Below are 24484 nucleotides of genomic sequence, written 5' to 3' on the forward strand. Positions count from 1 at the left end.
AAGCGCCCGGCGACGCATCGCCTATGATCGCCGGGTGGCTGAGCAGCCAGTAGACCTATCAGACCAAGCGCTGGCCGACGCCGTCAGCGCGGTTCGCCGCGCGTTCGACCAGGCCTCGACCCTCGACGAGCTCGCCAAGGCCAAGACCGAGCACCTCGGCGACCGTTCGCCGATCGCGCTGGCACGCCAGGCCCTGGGATCTCTGCCGAAGGCCGACCGTGCCGACGCGGGCAAGCGGGTCAACGTGGCGCGCACCGAGGCGCAGGCCGCCTACGACGAGCGCCTGGCCGTCCTTCGCGCCGAGCGTGACGCCGCCGTCCTGGTCGCCGAGCGTATCGACGTCACCCTGCCGTCGACCCGTCAGCCGGTGGGAGCGCGGCACCCGATCACGATCCTGGCCGAGAACGTCGCCGACACGTTCGTCGCGATGGGCTGGGAACTCGCCGAGGGTCCCGAGGTCGAGACCGAGCAGTTCAACTTCGACGCGCTGAACTTCCCGCCCGATCATCCGGCCCGCAGCGAGCAGGACACGTTCCATGTCGCACCGGAAGGTTCGCGGCAGGTGTTGCGCACGCACACCTCACCGGTGCAGATCCGGGCGCTGCTGGAACGCGAGCTACCGGTGTACATCATCTCGATCGGGCGCACCTTCCGCACCGACGAGCTCGACGCCACCCACACCCCGGTGTTCCACCAGGTCGAGGGTCTGGCCGTGGACAAGGGGCTGACGATGGCCAACCTGCGCGGCACGCTCGACGCGTTCGCCCGCGCTCAGTTCGGCCCGCAGGGCCGCACCAGGTTCCGGCCGCACTTCTTTCCGTTCACCGAGCCGTCCGCGGAGGTTGACATCTGGTTCCCGAACAAGAAGGGCGGACCCGGCTGGGTCGAGTGGGGCGGCTGCGGGATGGTGAACCCGAACGTGCTGCGCGCCTGCGGTATCGACCCGCAGGTGTATTCCGGCTTCGCGTTCGGCATGGGCCTGGAGCGAACCCTGCAGTTCCGCAACGGCATCCCCGACATGCGCGACATGGTCGAGGGTGACGTCCGATTCTCGCTGCCGTTCGGGGTGGGAGCCTGATGCGTCTTCCGTACAGCTGGCTCCGCGACACCGTGCAAGCCGGCGCACCGGGCTGGGACGTGCCCGCCGACGAGCTCGAGCAGACACTCATCCGGATCGGCCACGAGGTCGAAGAGATCATCCCGGTCGGGCCCGTCAGCGGGCCGCTGACCATCGGTCGCGTCGTCGAAATCGAAGAGCTCACCGAGTTCAAGAAACCGATACGCGCGGTCAAGGTCGATGTGGGGTCGTCGGGCATCCGTGACATCGTGTGCGGGGCAACCAATTTCAATGTCGGCGACCTGGTCGTGGCGGCCCTGCCCGGCACCGTGCTTCCCGGCGATTTCACCATCGCGACGCGCAAGACGTACGGGCGCACTTCCGAGGGCATGATCTGCTCGGTGTCCGAACTCAACCTCGGTACGGACCACTCCGGGATCCTGGTGCTGCCGCCGGGGACCGCCGAACCGGGCACTGCCGCTGCCGACGTCCTCGGCCTCGACGACGTGGTGTTCCATCTCGCGATCACCCCGGACCGGGGCTACTGCCTGTCGGTTCGCGGCATGGCGCGCGAGATCGCCAATGCCTACGACCTCGAGTTCGTCGACCCCGCGGATGTGCCCCCACTGCCCGCCGACGGCGAGGCGCTGCCGGTCACCATCGACGCCGGCACGGGAGTGCAGCGGTTCGGTCTGCGCCCGGTCACCGGGATCGACCCACAGGCGGTGTCGCCGTGGTGGCTTCAGCGCAGATTGCTGCTCAGCGGAATCCGGGCGATCTCTCCGGCGGTCGACGTCACCAACTACGTGATGCTCGAACTCGGCCACCCGATGCACGCTCACGACCGCAGCCTGATCACCGGCGGATTCCGGGTGCGCTTCGCCGAGCAGGGGGAGAAGGTCGTCACCCTCGACGATGTCGAGCGCACGCTCGATCCGGTCGACGTGCTGATCGTCGACGACGCCGCGACCGCGGCGATCGGCGGTGTGATGGGGGCGGGGACCACCGAGGTGCGTGAGTCCACCACCGACGTCCTGCTGGAGGCGGCGGTCTGGGACCCTGCAGCGGTGTCGCGCACTCAACGCCGGCTGCGCCTGCACAGCGAGGCGGGCCGGCGCTACGAGCGCACCGTGGACCCGGCCGTCTCGGTCGCCGCGCTGGACCGGTCGTCGAGGCTGCTCGCCGAGATCGCCGGTGGCACAGTCGAACCCACGCTCACCGATTGGCGCGGCGATCCGCCTCGCGAGGACTGGACGCATCCGCCGGTGAGCATGCCGGTCGATCTGCCGGACCGAACCGCCGGCGTCGCGTACCCGGAGGGCACCGCCCGCAAGCGGCTGACCCAGATCGGTGCCGCGGTCGTCGTCGACGATGCGACGCTGACCGCGACCCCGCCCAGCTGGCGGCCCGACATCCGGCAGCCCGCCGATCTGGTCGAGGAGGTGATGCGTCTCGAAGGATTGGACGTCATCCCGTCGGTGCTGCCCGCCGCCCCGGCCGGCCGCGGCCTGACGGCCGTCCAGAAGCGTCGGCGCGCCATCGGAAAGTCGCTGGCTCTCAACGGTTTCGTGGAGATTCTGCCCACTCCGTTCCTGCCCGCGGGAATCTTCGACCAGTGGGGGCTGGAAGCCGGCGATCCGCGCCGGAACACCGCCGAGGTGCTCAACCCGCTCGAGTCGGACAGGCCGCACCTGGCCACCACTCTGTTGCCGGGACTGCTCGAAGCGTTGACCCGCAACGTCTCCCGGGGTGCCGCCGACGTGGCGCTGTTCGCGATCGCGCAGGTGGTGCAGCCGAGCGCCGAGACCAAGGCCGTGGAGCGCATCCCGAACGACCGGCGTCCCACCGACGACGAGATCGCCGCGCTGGACGCATCGCTGCCTCGCCAGCCCCAGCACGTCGGGGTGGTGCTGGCCGGACTGCGTGAACCGGCAGGGCCGTGGGGCCGGGGGCGTCCCGTCGAGGCCGCCGACGCCTTCGAGGCCGTGCGCATCATCGGCCGCGCCGCCGGCATCGAGTTCACCTTCCGGGCCGCCCAATACCTGCCGTGGCATCCCGGTCGATGCGCGGAGATCCTGGTCGGCGACGTCGTCGTCGGGCACGCCGGGCAATTGCACCCGGCGGTCGTCGAACGATCCGGCCTGCCCAAGGGGACCTGCGCGGTCGAGATAGATCTCGACGCGGTGCCGCTTCTCGAGCGTTTACCGGTGCCGGCGGTGTCGCCGTTCCCGGCGGTGTTCCAGGACATCGCCTTGGTCGTGGACGAGGACGTCGCGGCGCAGAGCGTGGTGGACGCGGTGCGGACCGGGGCCGGCGAGCTGCTTGAAGACGTCCGGATCTTCGACGTGTACACCGGTCCACAGATCGGCGAGGGGCGCAAGTCGCTGGCGTTGGCGTTGCGGTTCCGCGCGCCGGACCGCACGCTCACCGAGGAAGAGGCCAGCGCGGCCCGCGAGGCCGCGGTGGCGGCGGCGGCCGATGCGGTGGGCGCTGCCCAGCGCCGCTGAGGTCAGTAGGCGGGTAGGTCGAACCCTGCTGCCGCGCATCGCCTCTGGTGGCTCTCCCGCAATCGGTGGAAGGCCGACATGTCGCCGTCGGATCTGGCGATGAGCGCACGCAGCCGCAGTACCGGAAGTTCATTGAGGACGAAGCCGTCGTCGGTGGGGATCGCCGCGAGACGCTGGACTGCAGCGATCGCTTCGGCCCGATCCCCTTCGGCGCCGCGGGCGAGCAGCGACTCCACCAGTACCGTCGTCGCGACGCCCATGGAGAGCACCTCACCGCTGTGTGACATCTGCGCGATAGCGCCGCGGCTGAGATCTATGGCGTGTCCTAGCTCCCCGGCCCGCGCCGACACCAGGGCCAGGGCAGGATCGACGAGGGCGACCGCATTCAAGGTGAATCCGCCGGTGGTGACCGATTCACGAGCCTGCCGAAGCAGGACGGTGCCCTCCTCTCCAGGATCGCGTCCATGGACCAGCACCAAGCCCCGGGCGATACGCGCCAGCGCAAGGGTGTGCCGGTCACCTGCCTGCTCGGCGACCGACAGCGCTTCGGCTGTCTGCCGACGGGCGACGCGGTCTACCTTCAACGCGCCTACCGGCACCGCGAGGATGTACTTGTACAGCACGGACGAGACGCGGCTCGTCGGATCGAGATGCCTCGACAGGGCGATCGCTGCGTCACCATCAGTTCGCCACCCGTCGATGCCCAGGCACAGACGGTAGAGCCCCCGCATCCTGATGGCGCTCACCAAGGGAGAGCCGAAGAGCACGTTGCCCTTTGCCACATCGTCTGCGGCAAGTCCGATCACCTTTTCTGCCAGCCGTAGCGCCTCGCGGAGCCGGCCGACCTCCGACATGGCATAGGTGATCGCCGGCAGGAGGCCGCACGTCAGTGCCGGATCGCCGACCGACTCGATCAACGACTGGAGGTCGACGGTCAGAGCCAGAGCCTCCCGGTGCCGGTGCTGGCCGGTCAGGCCCATGATCATGCCGGCGGTGCCGATGGCAAGGGACCGGTCGTCACCCGAGGCGGTGCACAGCGCCCGCAGGTCGTCGAACCCGGCGTCGGAAAGGTTCCCGCCGGTCTTGGACACTTCAGTGCACAAGCGGGTCAGAACCGTCGTCAAGATCCTCGCCCGGTCGGGGTCGCTCTCGGGCAACCCGGTCGCCGCAGCGCGAGCCCGTTGCCAACTGGCCCAGGCCGCGGCGCGGTCGCGACGCTGAAGCCAATTTCCGGCCCGCATGTGCCATTCGCAGGCTGCGCGAAGATCGCCGGCGGCGTGCAGGTGCTCGGCGATCATCGCCGCGTGCTGATCCGCCGTCACTGCATCGGTCTGCGCCAGCGCGCCTGCGGCCCGGCGGTGCAGTCGGTTGCGGGTGGACCGCAACTGCGATTCGTAGGCGACGGCCCGCACGACCGGGTGGCAGAAGACGAATCCGGTCGACGCAACCGTGGGCGCGGGTTCGACGAGCTCGGCCTGACACAGTTCGGCAACAGCAGCGGACGTCGGCACATTGTCGAGCAGGGCTCCCACAACGCTTGCGTCGACGTGCATTCCGACCACTGCGCCGGCATAGAGCACCGACTTGGCAACAGCGCCGAGGCGGTCGATCCGAGCGGCGATCGTCGCTTGCAGCGTTGGCGGCACCGGGATTTCGTCGAGCGGATGGGTGCACCGGTAGTGTCCGCGGCTGCCCTCCAACACACCGCGCTCGGCAAGATCGCGCACGATCTCGTGCGCAAAGAACGGGTTGCCGGAGGATTTCTCGACGATCTGATCCGTCAGCGCACCCACTGTGGGGTCGGTGCCCAGCATGGCCGTGACCAGCGCCGAGGTTTCCGAACCCCGCAGGGGTTGCAGCATCAGCGACGCCGTGCCCGGGATCTCGGCGAGGATGCCCGAGTACTCGGGCCGATGGGTGATCAGCAGCAAGGCGTGCGCGTGGCCCAGCGCGTCAGCGAGTTCGCCGAACATCGATTCGCTCGCGGTGTCGATCCAGTGCGCGTCCTCGACCAAGTACACCGTCGGCGCCTCACAGGCGAGCAGACACCGTTGAACCAGTGCGGTCATCCGGCGCAGCCGCGCTTCCGGTGTGATGTCGGGAAGAGGCGTCGACGCATCGCCTATGCCGAGCAGGTCGTCAAGCAGCAGAAGATCGCCGGTGTCGGCCCCGGGACAGGCGGCACGCACGCGGGCCCTGGCTCTGGCCGGTGGGTCGTCGGCGACGGCGAGCACCGTCCGTAGAAGTCTTGCCACGGCCCCCGCGGAGACATGCCGTGTGTGCGCTTCGCAATAGGTTCCGTACACAGCCATCTCTCGCGCGGCGGCGATTCGGCACGCCTCCCGGGCCATTCGGGTCTTGCCGATCCCCGCGGGCCCTACGATGCGCGTCACGCCGCCGCGGCCACCGACAGTGCGGTCAAGAAGTGCGCCGATGGTGTCCACCACCTCGGATCTTCCGACGAGGGGCTCGCCGTGGCCCGGAGGGGGCACGGGGTCGTCGGGCACCGCCAGCAGGCGGCGGACCGGGAACGGAACCGATTGCCCTTTGATGGCAACGCTTTCGGGTGGCCCGAGAGTGGCAGAGCGTTCGACCAGCCGTGCGGTGGACCCGCTGAGCATGACACCGTCGGGTGGCGCGACCGATTCCATCCGTTGGGCCAGGCCGACGTGTTCGCCAATGGTGGTGTACCCGAGCGTTCCGACCCCGATCTCCCCGGCGATCACCTGTCCGGAGTTCAGTCCCACCCGCAGTTGCAGCTCGATGCCGTCGCGAGCGCGCACCTCCTCGGCCACCTGACGTGTCTGCGCACACACCGCGAGCGCGGCTCGACATGCGCACAGGGCGTGATGCTCCATCGCGATCGGCGCCCCGAACACCGCCATCAATCCGTCGCCGGTGAACTGACTGACAACCCCACCGTGACGTTGCACGATCTCAGTCGCCCGGCCCACCAGCTCGGCCATGATCTCGCCGAGGCGTTCGGGGCCCACTGTTCGTGCGATCGCCATCGATCGCACGACGTCGGCGAACATGATGGTCACCTGCTTGTATTCTGCGTCGGAACCGCTCGGTGCTCGCGCGCCGCAACCGTCGCAGAAGCGTGCCCCGGGACGCAGCGACAATCCGCACGCGCGGCAGGAATACGGTTCCATCGGAACCTCCTGCAGCGATCGGACCGAGTGGAATCAGCGTAAGGTGTGGAACCGTCGCCGGGGCCGCAGACCACCGGTAATGAATTTGCAGTTTTGTGCATAACCATGCATGATTTCGGCATGACATCCGTCGCGGTCGCCGGTGCCAGCGGTTATGCCGGGGGAGAGATTCTGCGTCTTCTGCTCGGTCATCCGGCCTACGCGGACGGCAGGCTGACCATCGGCGCGCTGACTGCGGCCTCCAGCGCCGGAACGACGCTCGCCGAGCACCACCCGCACCTGCTGCCCCTGGCCGACCGCACGCTCGAGCCGACCGAAGCCGACGTGCTGACCGGCCACGACGTGGTTTTCCTCGGCCTGCCACACGGGCACTCGGCCGCCCTGGCCGAGCAGCTCGGCCCGGACGTCCTGATCGTCGACTGCGGCGCCGACTTCCGGCTCACCGACCCCGCCGCCTGGCAGCGGTTCTACGGTTGCGAGCACGCGGGTAGCTGGCCCTACGGGCTGCCCGAGCTGCCCGGGGGCCGGGAGCGGCTGCGGGGCGCCAAACGCGTCGCGGTGCCCGGCTGCTATCCGACCGCGGCGCTGCTCGCGCTGTGGCCCGCGCTCGCCGGAGGGCTCGTCGAGCCCGCCGTGACCGTGGTGGCCGTGAGCGGCACCTCCGGGGCGGGCAGGTCGGCCAAGGTCGATCTGCTCGGCGCGGAGGTCATCGGATCGGCACGGGCGTACAACATCGGGGGCAAGCATCGGCACACCCCCGAGATCGCCCAGGGGCTTCGCGCTCTCACCGGCGCGGACGTCCCCGTGTCGTTCACCCCGGTGTTGATCCCCACCTCGCGCGGGATACTGGCGACCTGCACGGCGCGCACCGACGCGACGGTGTCGCAACTGCGGGCGGCCTACGAGAAGGCTTATACCGATGAACCTTTCGTCTACCTGCTGCCCGAGGGTCAGCTGCCCAAGACGGGTGCGGTGATCGGCAGCAACGCCGCGCAGCTCGCCATCGCGGTCGACGAGGACGCCTCGACGTTCATCGCCGTCGCCGCCATCGACAACCTCGTGAAGGGAACCGGAGGAGCAGCAGTGCAGTCGATGAACCTCGCGCTGGGCTGGCCCGAGACCGAAGGTCTCTCGACTGTCGGAGTGGCTCCATGACACAGCTGCTGCGCACCCAGGGCGTCACCGCGCCCGCCGGCTTCCGGGCCACCGGCATCGCCGCGGGGATCAAGGCCTCCGGCAACCTGGATCTGGCGCTGGTGTTCAACGAAGGCCCCGACCATGCGGCCGCGGGCGTGTTCACCCGCAACAAGGTCAAGGCCGCGCCGGTGCTGTGGTCGCAGCAGGTGCTGACCACCGGGCGGCTGCGCGCAGTCATCCTGAACTCCGGGGGCGCCAACGCGTGCACCGGTCCCGGCGGATTCCAGGACACCCATGCCACCGCCGAGGCGGTCGCGTCCGCGCTGTCGGACTGGGGCACCGAGACCGGCGCGATCGAGGTCGCCGTGTGCTCGACCGGCCTGATCGGCGACCGGCTCCCGATGGACAAGGTACTGGCCGGCGTCCGGGAGATCGTGCACGAGATGGCCGGCGGACTCACCGGTGGTGAGGAAGCCGCACGGGCCATCATGACCACCGACACCGTGCCCAAACAGGTTGCGCTGCACCACGACGACAAATGGACGGTCGGCGGGATGGCCAAGGGCGCCGGCATGCTGGCCCCGTCGCTGGCCACGATGCTCTGCGTCATCACCACCGATGCCGTCGCCGATTCGCAGGCTCTGCAGGCGGCGCTGAGGAACGCGGTGTCACGCACCTTCGATCGTCTTGACATCGACGGCAGCTGCTCGACCAACGACACCGTCCTGCTGCTGTCCTCGGGGGCCAGCGAGGTGACGCCCAGCCAGCAGGATCTCGACGACGCGGTGCTGCGGGTGTGCGACGACCTGTGCGCTCAGCTCCAGGCCGATGCCGAAGGTGTCACCAAGCGGGTGCTGATCACCGTCACCGGCGCCGAGAGTGAGGACGACGCGCTGACCGCCGCGCGGGTGATCGCCCGCGACAGCCTGGTCAAGACCGCGCTGTTCGGCTCCGACCCCAACTGGGGACGGGTGCTGGCCGCGGTCGGCATGGCGCCGGTGAAGCTCGATGCCGAGCGGATCACCGTGTCCTTCAACGGTTCTCCGGTGTGTGTGAACAGCGTCGGCGCACCGGGAGCGCGTGAGGTCGATCTGTCGGGTGAACAGATCGCGGTCGTGGTCGACCTCGGTGTCGGTTCGGGGGCGGCGTCGATCCGCACCACCGATCTGTCCCACGCGTACGTCGAAGAGAATTCGGCATACAGCTCATGACCGTCACCACCTCGGACAAGGCGGCGGTGCTCGCCGCCGCGCTGCCGTGGCTGACCGCACTGAACGACAAGATCGTGGTGGTCAAGTACGGCGGCAACGCGATGACCGACGACAGGCTCAAAGCGGCGTTCGCCGCCGACATGGTCTTCCTGCGCAACTGCGGAATCCACCCCGTGGTGGTGCACGGCGGCGGGCCCCAGATCTCGGCCATGCTCAAGAAGCTGGGCATCGCAGGCGATTTCAAGGGCGGTTTCCGGGTCACCACCCCTGAGGTGCTCGACGTCGCCCGGATGGTGCTCTTCGGTCAGGTCGGCCGCGAACTGGTGAACCTGATCAACGCGTACGGCCCCTACGCCGTCGGTATCACCGGTGAGGACGCGCACCTGTTCACCGCGGTGCGCCGCACCGTGATGGTCGACGGGGTGGCCACCGACATCGGACTGGTCGGCGACGTCGAGAAGGTCAACACCGACGCCGTGCTGGACCTCATCGACGCCGGCCGCATCCCGGTCGTGTCCACGATCGCCCCGGACGCCGCCGGGCTGGTGTACAACATCAACGCCGACACCGCCGCCGCCGCGCTGGCCGAGGCGCTCGGCGCCGAGAAGCTGCTGATGCTGACCGACGTCGAGGGGCTCTACACCCGCTGGCCGGACCGCGATTCCCTGGTCAGCCAGATCAATTCGGACGCATTGGCCGACCTGCTGCCCAGCCTGGAGGAGGGCATGGTGCCCAAGATCGAAGCGTGCCTGCGCGCCATCGACGGCGGCGTGCCCAGCGCGCACGTCATCGACGGCCGGGTCGAGCACTGCGTGCTGGTCGAACTGTTCACCGACGAGGGAGCGGGCACGAAGGTGGTGAGCGCGTGACCGACGGAAACCTGCTGGACCGCTGGTCGACGGTGATGATGAACAACTACGGCACCCCGCCGCTGGCGCTGGCGGCCGGCGACGGCGCGGTCGTCATCGACACCGACGGCAAGTCCTACGTCGACCTGCTCGGCGGTATCGCGGTCAACGTGCTGGGGCATCGCCACCCCGCGGTGATCGAGGCGGTGACCCGCCAGCTGAACACGCTGGGCCACACCTCGAACCTGTACGCCACCGAACCCGGTGTCGCGCTGGCCGAGTCGCTGGTCGGGCTGCTGGGCGCGCCGGCGAAGGCGTTCTTCTGCAACTCCGGCACCGAGGCCAACGAGGTCGCGTTCAAAATCACCCGGCTCACCGGTCGCACGAAACTGGTTGCCGCCCAGGGCGCGTTTCACGGACGGACGATGGGATCGCTCGCGCTGACCGGACAGCCGTCCAAGCAGGCGCCGTTCGAACCGCTGCCCGGCTACGTGACCCACGTGCCCTACGGCGATGTCGACGCACTGCGCGCCGCGGTCGACGACGACACCGCCGCGGTGTTCCTCGAGCCGATCATGGGGGAGGGCGGCGTCGTCGTCCCGCCGGCCGGCTACCTGGCGGCCGCGCGCGAGATCACCACCGCGCACGGCGCGCTGCTGGCGCTCGACGAGGTGCAAACCGGTATCGGCCGCACGGGCGCGTTCTTCGCCCACCGGCACGACGGCATCACCCCCGATATCGTGACGCTGGCCAAGGGTCTCGGCGGCGGGCTGCCGATCGGGGCGTGCCTGGCCGTGGGCGCCACCGCCGAGCTGCTCACGCCCGGCCTGCACGGCAGCACCTTCGGTGGCAACCCGGTGTGCACCGCCGCGGCCCTGGCGGTGCTGAAGGTGCTCGCCGACGAAGGACTGGTGGAGCGCGCCGGCGTGCTCGGCAAGACGATCGCCCACGGCATCGAGGGACTCGGCCATCCGCTGGTCGACCACGTCCGCGGCCGCGGGCTGCTGCTCGGCATCGTGCTCGCCGCCGACGCCGCCAAGCCCGTCGAAATCGCGGCACGCGAAGCGGGTTTCCTGGTCAACGCCGCGGCCCCCGCCGTCGTCCGGTTGGCGCCGCCACTGGTGATCACCGAGACCCACGTAGCGACGTTCCTGTCGGCACTTCCCTCCATCCTCGACCAGGCGGCACAGGAGACACCCCGATGACCCGGCACTTCCTCCGCGACGACGACTTCTCGCCCGAAGAGCAGGCCGAGGTGCTGGCGCTGGCCGCCGAGCTCAAGACGGACCGCTTCAGCCGCCGGCCGCTCGAAGGGCCGCGCGGGGTGGCGGTGATCTTCGAGAAGAACTCGACCCGCACCCGCTTCTCGTTCGAGATGGGCATCGCCGAGCTGGGCGGGCACGCCGTCGTGGTCGACGGCCGCAGCACCCAGCTGGGCCGCGAGGAGACCCTCGAAGACACCGGGCAGGTGCTGTCCCGCTACGTCGACGCGATCGTGTGGCGCACCTTCGCCCAGGAGCGCCTGACCGCGATGGCGTCGGGATCCCGCGTGCCGATCATCAACGCGCTCTCCGACGAGTTCCACCCGTGCCAGGTGCTGGCCGACCTGCAGACGCTGGGCGAACGCAAGGGCGCGCTGAAAGGGTTGCGGCTGAGCTATTTCGGCGACGGCGCGAACAACATGGCGCACTCGCTGATGCTCGGCGGGGTGACCGCGGGCATCGACGTCACCATCGCCGCGCCGCGGGGTTTCGAGCCGCATCCGATGTTCGTCGCCGCAGCCGAGACCCGGGCCCACCAGACCGGGGCCACGGTCACGCTCACCGACGACCCGGTGCAGGCGGCCTCCGGCGCCGACGTGCTGGTCACCGACACCTGGACCTCGATGGGGCAGGAGAACGACGGCCTCGACCGGGTGCGGCCGTTCCGCCCGTTCCAGGTCAACGCCGACATGCTGGCCCGCGCGGATTCCGAAGCCGTTGTGCTGCACTGCCTCCCCGCGCACCGCGGCCACGAGATCACCGACGACGTGATCGACGGGCCGCAGAGCGCGGTGTGGGACGAGGCCGAGAACAGGCTGCACGCGCAGAAGGCACTGCTGGTGTGGCTGCTGGAGCGGGCGGGGGTCGGGCGGTGACGGCGGCCGGCACCCGCGCGGGCCGGCAGGCCCGCATCGTTGCGCTGCTGTCGTCGCAGTCGGTGCGCAGCCAGGGTGAGCTGGCCGCGCTGCTGGCCGACGAGGGTATCGAGGTCACGCAGGCGACGCTCTCGCGCGACCTCGAAGAGCTCGGCGCGGTCAAACTGCGGGGCGCCGACGGCGGTGTCGGCGTCTACATCGTCCCCGAGGACGGCAGCCCGGTGCGAGGTGTCGCGGGCGGCACCGAACGCGTCACCCGGCTGCTCGGAGATCTGCTGGTGTCCACCGACTCCAGCGCCAACCTCGCCGTGCTGCGCACGCCGCCGGGCGCCGCGCATTACCTGGCCAGCGCGCTGGACCGGGCCGCGCTGCCGTACGTGGTGGGCACCGTCGCCGGTGACGACACCATCCTCGTGATCGCCCGCGAACCGATGACCGGCGCCGAGCTGGCCGCCACCATCGAGAACCTTTCACAAGCCTGAAGCAGTTCAACAGAAGGAGTTTCGTTATGTCCGAGCGCGTCATCCTCGCGTATTCCGGCGGTCTGGACACCTCGGTGGCGATCAGCTGGATCGGCAAGGAGACCGGCCGTGAGGTCGTCGCGGTGGCCATCGACCTCGGCCAGGGCGGCGAGGACATGGAAGTGGTGCGGCAGCGTGCGCTGGACTGCGGCGCCGTGGAGGCCGTCGTCGTCGACGCCCGCGACGAATTCGCCGAGCAGTACTGCCTGCCGGCCATCCAGTCCAACGCCCTCTACATGGACCGTTACCCGCTGGTCTCGGCACTGAGCCGGCCGCTGATCGTCAAGCACCTCGTCGACGCGGCCCGCGAGCACAGCGGCGGCATCGTCGCCCACGGCTGCACAGGCAAGGGCAACGACCAGGTGCGCTTCGAGGTCGGATTCGCCTCGCTGGCGCCGGACCTCGAGGTGCTGGCTCCGGTGCGCGACTACGCCTGGACCCGCGAGAAGGCCATCGCGTTCGCCGAGGAGAACGCGATCCCGATCAACGTGACGAAGCGGTCACCGTTCTCGATCGACCAGAACGTCTGGGGCCGCGCCGTGGAAACCGGCTTCCTGGAACACCTCTGGAACGCGCCGACCAAGGACGTCTACGACTACACCGAGGATCCGACGGTCAACTGGAGCACCCCCGACGAGGTGATCGTCGGCTTCGAGAAGGGTGTGCCGGTCTCGATCGACGGCAACCCTGTCACCGTGCTGCAGGCCATCGAGCAACTCAACGAGCGGGCCGGCGCCCAAGGGGTGGGCCGCCTGGACGTGGTCGAAGACCGCCTCGTCGGCATCAAGAGCCGCGAGATCTACGAGGCGCCCGGCGCCATGGTCCTGATCACCGCGCACACCGAACTCGAGCACGTCACCCTGGAGCGCGAACTCGGCCGGTTCAAGCGCACCACCGACCAGAAGTGGGGCGAACTGGTCTATGACGGACTCTGGTTCTCCCCGTTGAAGACCGCGCTGGAGTCGTTCGTCGCCAAGACACAGGAGCACGTGTCCGGCGAGATCCGGCTGGTGCTGCACGGCGGCCACATCGCGGTGAATGGACGCCGGAGCCAGGAATCTCTGTACGACTTCAACCTCGCCACCTACGACGAGGGCGACACCTTCGACCAGTCCGCGGCAAAGGGTTTCGTGCACGTGCACGGACTGTCGTCGAGCCTGTCGGCGCGCCGGGACCTGGCGGGCAAGTGACCGCGCGCGGCACCGCGGCGACGGGGGCACACGCATGAGCACCAACGAGGGTTCGCTGTGGGGCGGCCGCTTCGCCGACGGACCGGCCGACGCCCTTGCCGCGCTCAGCAAGTCGACCCACTTCGACTGGGTACTGGCCCCCTACGACGTCGCGGCGTCGAAAGCGCACGCGCGGGTGCTGTTCGGTGCCGGTCTGCTGACGGAGGAACAACGTGACGGGCTGCTCGCCGGTCTGGACAGCCTCGGCGCTGACGTCGCCGACGGCAGCTTCGGACCGCTGGTCACCGACGAAGACGTGCACGGTGCGCTGGAGCGCGGCCTGATCGACCGGGTCGGCCCCGACCTCGGCGGCCGTCTGCGGGCGGGGCGTTCGCGCAACGACCAGGTGGCCACTCTGTTCCGGATGTGGCTGCGCGACGCGATCCGGCGGGTCGCCGACGGTGTGCTCGACGTGGTGTCCGCACTGCAGACCCAGGCGGCCGCGCACCCCACCGCGATCATGCCGGGCAAAACCCATCTGCAGTCGGCGCAGCCCGTGCTGCTGGCCCACCATCTGCTCGCCCACGCGCACCCGCTGCTGCGCGACGTCGACCGGCTCGCTGACTTCGACAAGCGGGCCGCGGTGTCGCCCTACGGCTCCGGTGCGCTGGCCGGCTCGTCGCTGGGCCTTGATCCCGACGCGATCGCCGACGAACTCGGTTTCGGTTCCGCAGCGGACAATTCGATCGACGCCACCGCGTCCCGGGATTTCGCGGCCGAGGCGGCGTTCGTGTTCTCCATGATCGCCGTCGATCTGTCGCGCCTCGCCGAGGACATCATCCTCTGGAGCACAACGGAATTCGGCTACGTCACGCTGCACGACGCGTGGTCGACGGGCAGCTCCATCATGCCGCAGAAGAAAAACCCCGACATCGCCGAACTGGCCCGCGGCAAGTCCGGCCGGTTGATCGGCAACCTCACCGGGCTGCTGGCCACCCTGAAGGCACAACCGCTGGCGTACAACCGCGACCTGCAGGAGGACAAGGAACCGGTCTTCGACTCGGTGGCGCAGCTGGAGCTGCTGCTGCCCGCGATGGCGGGCCTGGTCGCGACCCTGCGCTTCGACGTCGACCGGATGGCCGGGCTCGCCCCGCTGGGCTACACGCTGGCCACCGACGTCGCCGAATGGCTTGTGCGCCGCGGGGTGCCGTTCCGCGTCGCCCACGAAGCCGCCGGCGCGGCGGTACGCGCCGCCGAGGCCCGCGGGATCGGGCTCGAAGAGCTCGCCGACGCCGAGCTCACCGGCATCCATCCGGCCCTGACCCCCGACGTGCGCGACGTCCTCACCACCGAGGGCTCGGTCAACTCACGCGACGCGCGTGGCGGAACTGCGCCGGTCCAGGTGGCCCGGCAGTTGAGCGCGGTGCGCGATGCCGCGGATTCGTTGCGGCTCCGGTTGAGGCGGTAACTGCCGCTACCATCCATCGGCACGGACACCCGGCCCGTGCGCCAGTGGCTGGCCGCGCGCCGCCTGGCCGATCCGGTGGTCGAGAGCCCGGATCACCGTCGAGAACACATCGATACTGCGAGCATTGCCAGCTGCGGCCAGTAGCGCAGACAGAGCACGACCGGCCGCAGCAGGTAGGTCATCTAGCTCTCTAGCCTCTCCGAGAGCTCCAGCCAGCGCGACTCCTGTTCGGCCACCTGGCTTTCCAGGTCTCGCAGCTGTTCGGTGAGCTGGCCCAAGCCGACATGGTCGGACTGATCATGGTGGGCCATCTCGTCGTGTTTGGCGGTGATCCGGTCGGCCAGCTTGGCCAGCGACCGGTCGATCGAGGCGATCTCCTTCTCGATGGTGCGCAATTGCGCGCCCGACAACTGCTCGGCGGCAGCGGGTTTCGCCCGCGGCTCGGGCGACTCCGGTCGTTCCCCGGCCAGTCGCAGGTATTCCTCGATGCCGCCGGGAAGGTGCCGGAGGCGGCCGTCCAGGATCGCGTATTGCTGATCGGTGATGCGTTCCAGCAGATAACGATCGTGGGAGACGACGATCAGGGTGCCGGGCCAGGAATCGAGCAGATCCTCGGTCGCGGTGAGCATGTCGGTGTCGACATCGTTGGTCGGCTCGTCGAGCACCAGCACATTCGGCTCGGACAACAGCACCAGCATCAACTGCAGCCGTCGCCGCTGGCCGCCGGACAGCTCGCCGACCCTCGCCGACAGATGCGCGCGGGGAAAGCCCAGGCGCTCAAGCAGTTGCGCGGGCGTGACGTCCTTGCCGTCGATCTGGTAGCTGGTCTGCAGCCGGCCGAGGACCTCGCGGACCATGTCGCCGGCCACCGCCTCGAGCTCGCGCGACTCCTGGTCCAGCACCGCCAGTTGCACGGTCTTGCCGCGCTTGACCCGACCCGTCGTCGGCGTCACCGTGCCCGCGATGAGGCCCAACAGCGTGGACTTGCCCGCGCCGTTGGCGCCGAGGATGCCGGTGCGTTCACCCGGGGCGATCCGCCATTCAATGTCGTGCAGCACTTCTCGGCCGCCCGGATAGGACACCGAGACGTCGAGCAGATCGATGACGTCCTTGCCGAGACGGGCCATCGCCGCCCGGGACAACTCGACGCTGTTGCGCAGCGGCGGGACATCCGAGATCAGCGCGTTGGCCGCGTCGATGCGGAACTTCGGTTTCGACGTCCGTGCCGGCGGTCCGCGGCGCAGCCACGCGAGTTCCTTGCGCATCAGGTTCTGACGTTTGGCTTCCACTGCCGCGGCCTGCCGATCGCGTTCGACGCGCTGCAGCACGTAGGCCGCGTAGCCGCCCTCGAATGGCTCGACGACGCTGCCGCGCACCCCCCTGCCGCCGGGGTGCACCTCCCACGTCGTGGTGGCCACCTCGTCGAGGAACCAGCGGTCGTGGGTGACCAGCAGCAACCCGCCCGATCCGCGCGCCCACCGTTGCTTGAGATGCTCGGCCAGCCAGGTGATGCCCTGGATGTCCAGATGGTTGGTGGGCTCGTCCAACGCGATGACATCCCATTCGTCGATCAGCAGCGCCGCCAGCTGCACGCGGCGGCGCTGGCCGCCCGACAGCGTGCCGACGGGCGCGTCGAACGGGATATCGGCGACCAGTCCGCCGATCACATCACGGATCCGGGCGTCGCCGGCCCACTCGTGTTCGGCCCGACCGCCGACGAGCGACCAGCCCACCGTGTGGTCGGGATCGAGGATGTCGGCCTGGTCGAGCGCACCGACCCGTACCCCGCCGCGGCGCGTCACCCGGCCGGCGTGCGGGGCGATCTGACCGGTCAACAACCCGAGCAGGGTGGACTTGCCGTCGCCGTTACGTCCGACGATGCCGATCCTTTCGCCGTCGCCGACGCCGAGGGTCACCGAGTCGAACACCACCCCGGTGGGGTACTCCAGGTGGAGGTTCTCACCCCCGAGCAGGTGTGCCATCGTCTGCTGACACTAGTGGGCCCACGGTCGTTACCAGAAACCGGCGATCCGCCCTGTGCCATCATGACCACGTCGGAATCAGGCGGCTGGACGGCACAGTGGGGAGTGAGCAGTGGTGGACCTCTCGGCGATCACGAGGCCTGTGGGGCGACTGGTCGCGACTGCACAGAACGGGCTCGAGGTGTTGCGCTACGGCGGGCTGGAGACCGGCGCCGTGCCGTCGCCGTTCCAGATCGTCCAGAGCGTGCCGATGTACCGGCTGCGCCGCTACTTCCCGCCCGATACCCGGCCGGGCGGCAAGCCCGTCGGCGCACCGGTGCTGATGGTGCACCCGATGATGATGTCGGCCGACATGTGGGACGTCACCCGCGACGAGGGCGCCGTCGGCATCCTGCACAAGGCCGGAATCGACCCGTGGGTCATCGACTTCGGTTCTCCCGACAAGATCGAGGGCGGGATGCAGCGCAACCTCGCCGATCACGTGGTCGCGCTCAGCGAGGCCATCGACACGGTCAAAACCGTCACCGGGCGTGACGTCCACCTGGCCGGTTACTCGCAGGGCGGCATGTTCGCCTATCAGACGGCGGCGTATCGCCGGTCCAAGGATCTGGCCAGCATCGTCGCGTTCGGGTCGCCGGTCGACACGCTGGCCGCGCTTCCGATGAACCTGCCGGCAAGCCTGGCACCGGCGGCCGCCGACTTCATGGCCGACCACGTGTTCAGCCGCATCGACATCCCGGGATGGTTGGCGCGCACCGGATTTCAGATGCTCGATCCGGTCAAGACCGCGCAGTCTCGGTTGGATTTCCTGCGTCAGCTACACGACCGGGAGGCGCTGCTGCCGCGCGAGCAGCAGCGGCGGTTCCTGGCCTCCGAGGGCTGGATCGCGTGGTCGGGGCCCGCGATCTCCGAGCTGCTCAAGCAGTTCATCGCGCACAACCGCATGATGACCGGTGGCTTCTCGATCCACGGTGACCTGGTGACGCTGTCCGACATCAGCTGCCCGGTGCTCGCCGTGATCGGCGAGGTCGACGACATCGGGCAGCCGGCGTCGGTGCGGGGCATCAAGCGGGCCGCGCCGCAGGCCGATGTCTACGAGTTCCTGATCCGCGCAGGCCATTTCGGGCTCGTGGTGGGATCCAAGGCCGCGACCCAGACCTGGCCGACGGTGGCCGAGTGGGTGCGCTGGCTCGACAGCGGTGGCAGTATGCCCGACGGGGTCACGCCGATGCCGGTGCAGCCGTCCGAGCCCACCGAGAGCGGGGTGTCGCTGACCTCACGGCTGGCGCACAGTGCCACCGCGGCCACCGAGATGGCCTTCACGCTGGCCAAGTCCGCCGCCGACGCGCTCGTCACGGCGAACAAGTCGGCGCGGGCCCTCGCCGTGGAGACCGCGCGCACCCTGCCGCGCCTGGCCCGCCTCGGCCAGGTCAACGACCACACGCGAATCTCGTTGGGCCGCATCATGAGTGAGCAGGCCCGAGATATGCCCAACGGTGAAGCACTGCTATTCGACGGGCGGGTGCACACCTATGAGGCCGTCGACCGCCGCATCAACAACGTGGTGCGCGGCCTGATCGAGGTCGGTGTGCGACAGGGCACCCGGGTCGGTGTGTTGATGGAAACCCGGCCCAGCGCTCTGGTCGCGATCGCGGCCCTGTCCCGGCTCGGCGCGGTGGCCGTGCTGATGCCGCCCGACGCCGACCTCGCCGAAGCTGCGCGGCTGGGCGCGGTGACCGAGGTCATCGCCGACCCCACCAACCTCGACGTGGCGCGCAAGCTCGACATGCGGGTGCTGGTGCTCGGCGGCGGAGAATCCCGCGACCTCCACTTGCCCGACAACGCCGACGTGGTCGACATGGAGAAGATCGACCCGGACCAGGTGGACCTGCCCGGCTGGTACCGGCCCAACCCCGGCCTGGCCCGCGACCTGGCGTTCATCGGGTTCAGCACGATCAGCGGCGACCTGGTCGCCCGCCAGATCACCAACTACCGCTGGGCGCTGTCGGCGTTCGGCACCGCCTCGGCGGCCAATCTCAGCCGCAGCGACACCGTCTACTGCCTGACCCCACTGCACCACCAATCGGGACTGCTGGTCAGCCTCGGCGGTGCGGTCGTCGGCGGCGCCCGGGTGGCCCTGTCGCGCGAGTTGCGCCCGGACCGTTTCCTGCAGGAGATCCGGCAGTACGGCGTGACGGTGGTGTCCTACACCTGGGCGATGCTGCGCGAGGTCATCGACGACCCGGCGTTCGCGCTGAACGGCGGCCATCCGATCCGGCTGTTCATCGGCTCCGGAATGCCCGCGGGGCTGTGGAAGCGGGTCGTCGAGGTGTTCGAACCGGCCAACGTCGTCGAGTTCTTCGCCACCACCGACGGTCAGGCGGTGCTGGCCAACGTCAAGGGCGCCAAAATCGGCAGCAAGGGCAGGCCGCTGCCGGGCGGAGGCGAGATCGCGCTGGCCGCTTACGACCCCGACGGCGACCTGATCCTCGAGGACGATCAGGGTTTCGTGCGGCGTGCCGAGGCCGGGGAGGTGGGTGTGCTGCTGGCGCACCCGCGCGGACCCGTGGACCCGCTGGCCTCGGTCAAGCGCGGCGTGTTCGCCCCCGCCGACACCTGGGTGTCCACCGAGTACCTGTTCCGCCGCGACGAGGACGGCGACTACTGGTTGGTCGACAACCGCGCGTCGGTGATCCACGCGGCGCGGGGGGCGGTGTTCGCCGCGACGGTCAACGATGCGGTCGGCAGACTCGGTGCCGTCGACATGGCGGTCACCTACGGGGTGGAAGCCGACAACGGTGACACGCTGGCCGTCACCGCGCTGGCGCTGTGCCCCGGCGGCAGCATCCCGTCGGCCGACCTGTCCGAGGCGCTCGCCGACCTGCCGGCCGGTGAGGCCCCCGACATCGTGCACGTCGTCTCCGATATGACGTTGACCGCGACGTTCCGTCCGCTGGCAGGGCCGCTGCAGGAGAAGGGCATCCCGAAGCCGTCCCGTAACGCCTGGTACCTGGACCCCGATAGCAATCGGTACAAGCGGTTGACCGCTGCCGTGCGCACCGAGATCGCGGGCGGTCAGCAGTGATGCCCGCCCCGGTGTGCGCTGTTAGGCTCGCCGGGGCGACTACCGAGGTTGCGTGGAGGTTGGGATGACGACGCAGGACAAGAAGACCGGTTGGTCGCTGCACCGCGCGGCGACGGGAGCGCTCCTCGGGGCCGCTCTCGGATTCGGCCTGGTCGTCGGCGTCGCGCCGACGGCGTCCGCACAGCCCACCACTAAAGCCGAGGAGCCGCCCAAGCCGGCCATCTCACCCGACCAGGTCCTGATGATGATCTCGCAGGAGTACCAGAGCGGCCGCGGCGGTGGTCAGGTCTCGAAGCTGATCGAGCAGGTGATGAACCTGCGCGCCCGCGGCATCCGGCCGTCGATCGCCAACACCCAGGCGCTGGCGGCCGGCCTGGATTCGCGTCCCAACCAGGGCCCGCTGATCGAGGCGCTGCAGTCGACGCTGAACTATCAGCGCAAGGTGCTCGCCCAGTCTGCGAACGGGACGCCGTCCGGTCCGACGTCTCCGGGCCCGCAGGTCGGCATGGGCCCGACGGGTCCGGCGTGGGCGCCCAATCAGGGCAACCCGATGATCCAGGACGGCGACACGATCTTCCCGATGCCGGGTCGCTGACCGATGGCGCTGGACGAAACCCTCAAGGCCATCCTGGTCTGCCCGCAGGACCGCGGCCCGTTGGTCGAGGTCGATGACGCGCTGTACAACCCGCGGCTGCGTCGCAAGTACCGCATCGACGACGGCATCCCGGTGCTACTGATCGACGAGGCCGTCGATGTGGACGACGAGGAGCATCAGCGACTGATGTCGGCCGCCGGGCAGTCCTAGGTAGACGGTTTGGTCCGGGATTCACTGCGCGAGATTCCGCCAGGGACGAAGGACGTCACCGCGCCGACGGTGATCGACGGGCTCAGTTACATCGATGCCGACGATCCCGCGATGCCGACGTACCGGGTGCTCGTGAACAACCGTCAGCCGGTTGCTCTGCGCGACCTGATGATCGCGCCGGTGCGCTCCGGCTACATCGGCGATGGGCGACAGGCCGATCCCGCGCTGGTGCCGGCCACCGGAGCCGAAGCGGTACCCGACGTCGACGTCGATCAGGTCTATCTGCCGGTGCGCGACGGCGTGGCGCGCTGCCAGGTGTATCGGCCCCGGTCGTGCGCGTCCGGTCTGTTGCCGGTGATCGTCTACTACCACGGCGGCGGGTTCACCGTCGGTTCCTCGGAGGACTGCGACTTTCTCGCCCGGAAACTGGCCTTCACCAACAACGCTCTGGTGGTCTCGGCCAACTACCGGTCGGCGCCCGAACACGCCTTCCCCATCCCGTTCGACGACGCGTTCGACGTCTACACCTGGATCAGCCGGCACGGAGTGGATCTGGGCGCCGACACCACCCACGTCGTCGTGGCGGGGGATTCGGCGGGATCGAACTTCGCCGCTGCGATCCCGCTGCGGGCCCGCGACGAGGGGGTGCGGGTGCCGGACGCCGTGGTGATGCTGGGCGCATTCGCCGACTTCCAGTTCGAACGATGGCCGTCGTTCCTGGAGCTGGCGCCGCGCGGCATCGTCTATGACATGGCCTTCGCCGGTTTCATCCGCGGCGCCTATGTGGCGACCGCGGCGTGGAACCATCCGTGGATCAGCCCGATCGAGGGCGATCTGACGGACTATCCGCCTGCGGTCGTCGTGGCCGGCACCCACGATCCGATCGTCGATTCCGCCCGATCATTCGCCGCTCGGATCCGCGCGGCTGGGGGTGTCGCGCACGAGTATTTCCCGGACGGCATGCCGCACGGTTTCTACTTCTTCCCCGGGATCCATGCCGAAGAGAACGTCGCGTATCGCGTCGTCGCCGGTGCTCTCGCTGACGTGTTCCAGCCCGGACGTGTCGGCTGATCTGCTCGAGGTCGATCCGCTCACTGCCGCGCGGCTGCTGTTGGGGTCCCGCCTGACCGGCCGCCGGGTGACCGCGACGATTGTCGAGGTCGAGGCCTACGGCGGACCCGAAGACGGGCCGTGGCCGGATGCCGCGGCACACTCCTACCGCGGGCCGGGTCTGCGCAACTCCGTGATGTTCGGTCCGCCCGGACGGCTCTACACCTACCGCAGCCACGGCATTCACGTCTGCGCGAACGTGGTGTGCGCGACCGACGGCGTCGCGGCGGCCGTGTTGATGCGTGCGGCGGTGATCGACACCGGTCATGACCGGGCCTGGACCCGTCGCGGACCCGCGGTGCGCGAAACCGCGCTGGCGCGAGGTCCCGGCAATCTGTGCTCGGCGCTCGGGATCACGATGGACGACAACGGAATCGATCTGTTCGATCCGTCGGCTCCGGTCCGCGTGGAGCTGGGCGACCTGCGGGTCGGCGAGGCCGGGCCGCGCGTCGGAGTCAGCAAGGCCGCCGACCGCCCGTGGCGGATGTGGCTGCCCGGCCATCCCGAGGTGTCGGCCTACCGGCGCAGTCCGCGGGCACCGGTGCCGGGCCAGAGCGACTAGTACGGGAAGATCGGTGCCATGGGCACGTCGATCCTCGATGAATTGGAATGGCGCGGACTGATCGCACAGTCCACCGATCGCGATGCGTTGGGTGAGGCCCTGGCCGACGGACCCGTCACGGTGTATTCCGGATTCGATCCCACGGCGCCGAGCCTGCACGCCGGTCATTTGATCCCGCTGTTGACTCTGCGCCGATTCCAGCAGGCCGGCCATCGCCCGATCGTGCTCGCCGGGGGTGCCACCGGGATGATCGGTGATCCGCGCGATGTGGGGGAGCGAACGCTGAACACCGCCGACACCGTCGCCGACTGGGCGGATCGCATCCGCGGTCAGCTTGAGCGGTTTGTGGAGTTCGACGATTCGCGCACCGGTGCGGTCGTCGTCGACAACCTGTCCTGGACCGGTGAGCTGTCGGCGATCGAGTTCCTGCGCGATGTCGGCAAGCACTTCTCGGTCAACGTGATGCTCGACCGCGACACCGTCCGCCGGCGGCTTGAGGGGGAAGGCATCTCCTACACTGAGTTCAGCTACATGCTGTTGCAGGCCAATGACTACGTCGAACTGCACCAGCGGTACGGCTGCACCCTGCAGGTCGGCGGATCTGATCAATGGGGGAACATCATCGCCGGCGTGCGGCTGGTCCGGCAGAAGGCCGGAGCCAGCGTGCACGCCCTGACCACTCCGCTGGTGACCGACTCCGAAGGCAAGAAGTTCGGCAAGTCCACCGGCGGCGGCAGCCTTTGGCTCGATCCGGACATGACCAGCCCGTATGCCTGGTACCAGTACTTCGTCAACACCGCCGACGCCGACGTCGTGCCGTATCTCCGCTGGTTCACGTTCCTCGACGCCGACGAGCTGGCCGAGCTCGAGCAGGCGACGGCCGAACGTCCGCATGAAAGGGCGGCCCAGCGACGGCTGGCCCGAGAGCTCACCAACCTGGTGCACGGCGAGGCGGCGACCGTGGCCGTCGAGCACGCGAGCCAGGCGCTGTTCGGGCGCGCAGAGCTGGCGGAGCTCGACGAACCCACGTTGGCGGCGGCGCTGAGAGAGGCCTCGGTGGCCCAGCTCGAGCCGGGCGGTAACGACTCGATCACGGAATTGCTTGTCTCCACAGGACTTTCCGCGAGCAAGGGCGCGGCCCGCCGGACCATCGCCGAAGGCGGGGTGTCGGTCAACAACGTGAAGATCACCACAGACGAGTGGTCGCCCCAGCCCTCGGACTACCTCCACGGCAAGTGGTTGGTGCTCCGCCGCGGCAAGCGCAATGTCGCCGGAATAGAGCGGGTGGGCTGATGTCGTGGACGAATCGCCTGGTCAGCGCGTAATCGGCAATGGGGAACAAATCCGGTGGGCCGGTCGTTGAATGATCGCGAGCCGAAAACCCCTGACGGGGCGTGCACCGGATACCGTTCGAAAAACGCGCTCTAGCAGCAGATTTGACTCGGCGTTATCCCTGACGTAACTTATCGGAGTCGCTGCGACACGGGCCCAAAACCCGGAGAGCGCGGCGGCACTCCAGAGGGAAGTCCGCTCCGGCGGATGTCCTCGTCTGTCCGCACGAGGATCACGGCTTTCGAGCCGGGGTTGTTGCGCGGCAGGTCTGGGGCGTGTTGTTTGAGAACTCAATAGTGTGTTTGGTGGTTTTTGTTTGTTGTTTTTTGGCCTGCCTCTTTTTCCCGTTTAGGGGTGGGTTGTTTTTGGATGCCAGTTTTTGGTGTCTTGTTTGATGA

The 24484-nt window shown here is 69.1% G+C and carries 18 protein-coding genes; 16 read left to right on the forward strand and 2 right to left on the reverse strand.

Features of this window, described 5'->3' with window-relative positions:
- Positions 1-34 precede the first annotated feature (34 nt).
- A complete protein-coding gene (gene pheS / locus ACTWP6_RS01405; RefSeq protein ID WP_443186636.1) occupies positions 35-1078 on the forward strand; it encodes a phenylalanine--tRNA ligase subunit alpha in 1044 nt (347 codons plus the stop codon).
- Positions 1078-3564, forward strand: a complete 2487-nt coding sequence (gene pheT / locus ACTWP6_RS01410; RefSeq protein ID WP_443186637.1) for a phenylalanine--tRNA ligase subunit beta — start codon at positions 1078-1080, stop codon at positions 3562-3564. The genes pheS and pheT overlap by 1 nt, the downstream gene beginning before the upstream one ends.
- Before the next feature lie 2 nt (positions 3565-3566).
- On the opposite strand, the gene ACTWP6_RS01415 is transcribed toward pheT, so the two are convergent.
- Complete coding sequence (locus ACTWP6_RS01415; RefSeq protein WP_443186638.1) at positions 3567-6719, reverse strand: ATP-binding protein; 3153 nt, start codon at positions 6717-6719, stop codon at positions 3567-3569.
- A 120-nt stretch (positions 6720-6839) separates the two neighbouring features.
- Between ACTWP6_RS01415 and argC the strand changes: the two genes are divergently transcribed.
- Genes argC through argH form a run of 8 tightly spaced genes read left to right on the forward strand, consistent with a single transcriptional unit; the run spans position 6840 to position 15210 of the window.
- A complete protein-coding gene (argC, locus tag ACTWP6_RS01420; RefSeq protein ID WP_443186639.1) occupies positions 6840-7874 on the forward strand; it encodes an N-acetyl-gamma-glutamyl-phosphate reductase in 1035 nt (344 codons plus the stop codon).
- Entirely contained in the window at positions 7871-9067 is a 1197-nt protein-coding gene (argJ, locus tag ACTWP6_RS01425; RefSeq protein WP_396884541.1) for a bifunctional glutamate N-acetyltransferase/amino-acid acetyltransferase ArgJ, read from the forward strand. The genes argC and argJ overlap by 4 nt, the downstream gene beginning before the upstream one ends.
- On the forward strand, positions 9064-9936 hold the full coding sequence (gene argB / locus ACTWP6_RS01430) for an acetylglutamate kinase (protein ID WP_260752411.1): 873 nt from the start codon (positions 9064-9066) through the stop codon (positions 9934-9936). Before argJ ends, argB begins: the two co-directional genes overlap by 4 nt.
- On the forward strand, positions 9933-11120 hold the full coding sequence (locus ACTWP6_RS01435; protein WP_443186640.1) for an acetylornithine transaminase: 1188 nt from the start codon (positions 9933-9935) through the stop codon (positions 11118-11120). The genes argB and ACTWP6_RS01435 overlap by 4 nt, the downstream gene beginning before the upstream one ends.
- Complete coding sequence (gene argF / locus ACTWP6_RS01440; RefSeq protein WP_260752412.1) at positions 11117-12052, forward strand: ornithine carbamoyltransferase; 936 nt, start codon at positions 11117-11119, stop codon at positions 12050-12052. Before ACTWP6_RS01435 ends, argF begins: the two co-directional genes overlap by 4 nt.
- A complete protein-coding gene (locus tag ACTWP6_RS01445) occupies positions 12019-12534 on the forward strand; it encodes an arginine repressor (RefSeq protein WP_260752415.1) in 516 nt (171 codons plus the stop codon). The genes argF and ACTWP6_RS01445 overlap by 34 nt, the downstream gene beginning before the upstream one ends.
- Before the next feature lie 26 nt (positions 12535-12560).
- Positions 12561-13763, forward strand: coding sequence for an argininosuccinate synthase (locus ACTWP6_RS01450; protein WP_260752417.1), 1203 nt, complete (start codon positions 12561-12563; stop codon positions 13761-13763).
- 34 nt (positions 13764-13797) lie between these two features.
- Positions 13798-15210, forward strand: coding sequence for an argininosuccinate lyase (gene argH / locus ACTWP6_RS01455; protein ID WP_443186641.1), 1413 nt, complete (start codon positions 13798-13800; stop codon positions 15208-15210).
- Positions 15211-15392: 182 nt separating this feature from the next.
- Here argH and ACTWP6_RS01460 read toward each other — a convergent pair whose 3' ends face one another.
- Positions 15393-17192: an ABC-F family ATP-binding cassette domain-containing protein gene (locus ACTWP6_RS01460; RefSeq protein WP_443186642.1), complete on the reverse strand. Its 1800-nt coding sequence runs from the start codon at positions 17190-17192 to the stop codon at positions 15393-15395.
- Between the two features lie 112 nt (positions 17193-17304).
- Here ACTWP6_RS01460 and ACTWP6_RS01465 point away from each other — a divergent pair, with 112 nt between their 5' ends.
- The 6 genes from ACTWP6_RS01465 to tyrS all read left to right on the forward strand — a co-directional run bounded on the left by ACTWP6_RS01465 (position 17305) and on the right by tyrS (position 24047).
- Positions 17305-20277 carry an acyl-CoA synthetase gene (locus tag ACTWP6_RS01465; RefSeq protein WP_443186643.1) on the forward strand — a complete coding sequence of 991 codons (2973 nt, stop codon included), beginning with the start codon at positions 17305-17307 and terminating at the stop codon, positions 20275-20277.
- Between the two features lie 64 nt (positions 20278-20341).
- A complete protein-coding gene (locus ACTWP6_RS01470) occupies positions 20342-20872 on the forward strand; it encodes a hypothetical protein (RefSeq protein WP_260752421.1) in 531 nt (176 codons plus the stop codon).
- Between the two features lie 3 nt (positions 20873-20875).
- Positions 20876-21082: a Trm112 family protein gene (locus ACTWP6_RS01475; protein WP_443186644.1), complete on the forward strand. Its 207-nt coding sequence runs from the start codon at positions 20876-20878 to the stop codon at positions 21080-21082.
- Between the two features lie 9 nt (positions 21083-21091).
- Positions 21092-22153, forward strand: coding sequence for an alpha/beta hydrolase (locus ACTWP6_RS01480; RefSeq protein ID WP_443186645.1), 1062 nt, complete (start codon positions 21092-21094; stop codon positions 22151-22153).
- A complete protein-coding gene (locus ACTWP6_RS01485; protein WP_443186646.1) occupies positions 22143-22754 on the forward strand; it encodes a DNA-3-methyladenine glycosylase in 612 nt (203 codons plus the stop codon). Before ACTWP6_RS01480 ends, ACTWP6_RS01485 begins: the two co-directional genes overlap by 11 nt.
- Positions 22755-22772: 18 nt before the next feature.
- Positions 22773-24047, forward strand: a complete 1275-nt coding sequence (gene tyrS, locus ACTWP6_RS01490) for a tyrosine--tRNA ligase (RefSeq protein WP_443186647.1) — start codon at positions 22773-22775, stop codon at positions 24045-24047.
- Positions 24048-24484 lie beyond the last annotated feature (437 nt).

It is taken from the genome of Mycobacterium sp. 4D054, from assembly GCF_052245755.1.
In the GTDB taxonomy this organism is placed as follows: Bacteria; Actinomycetota; Actinomycetes; order Mycobacteriales; family Mycobacteriaceae; genus Mycobacterium.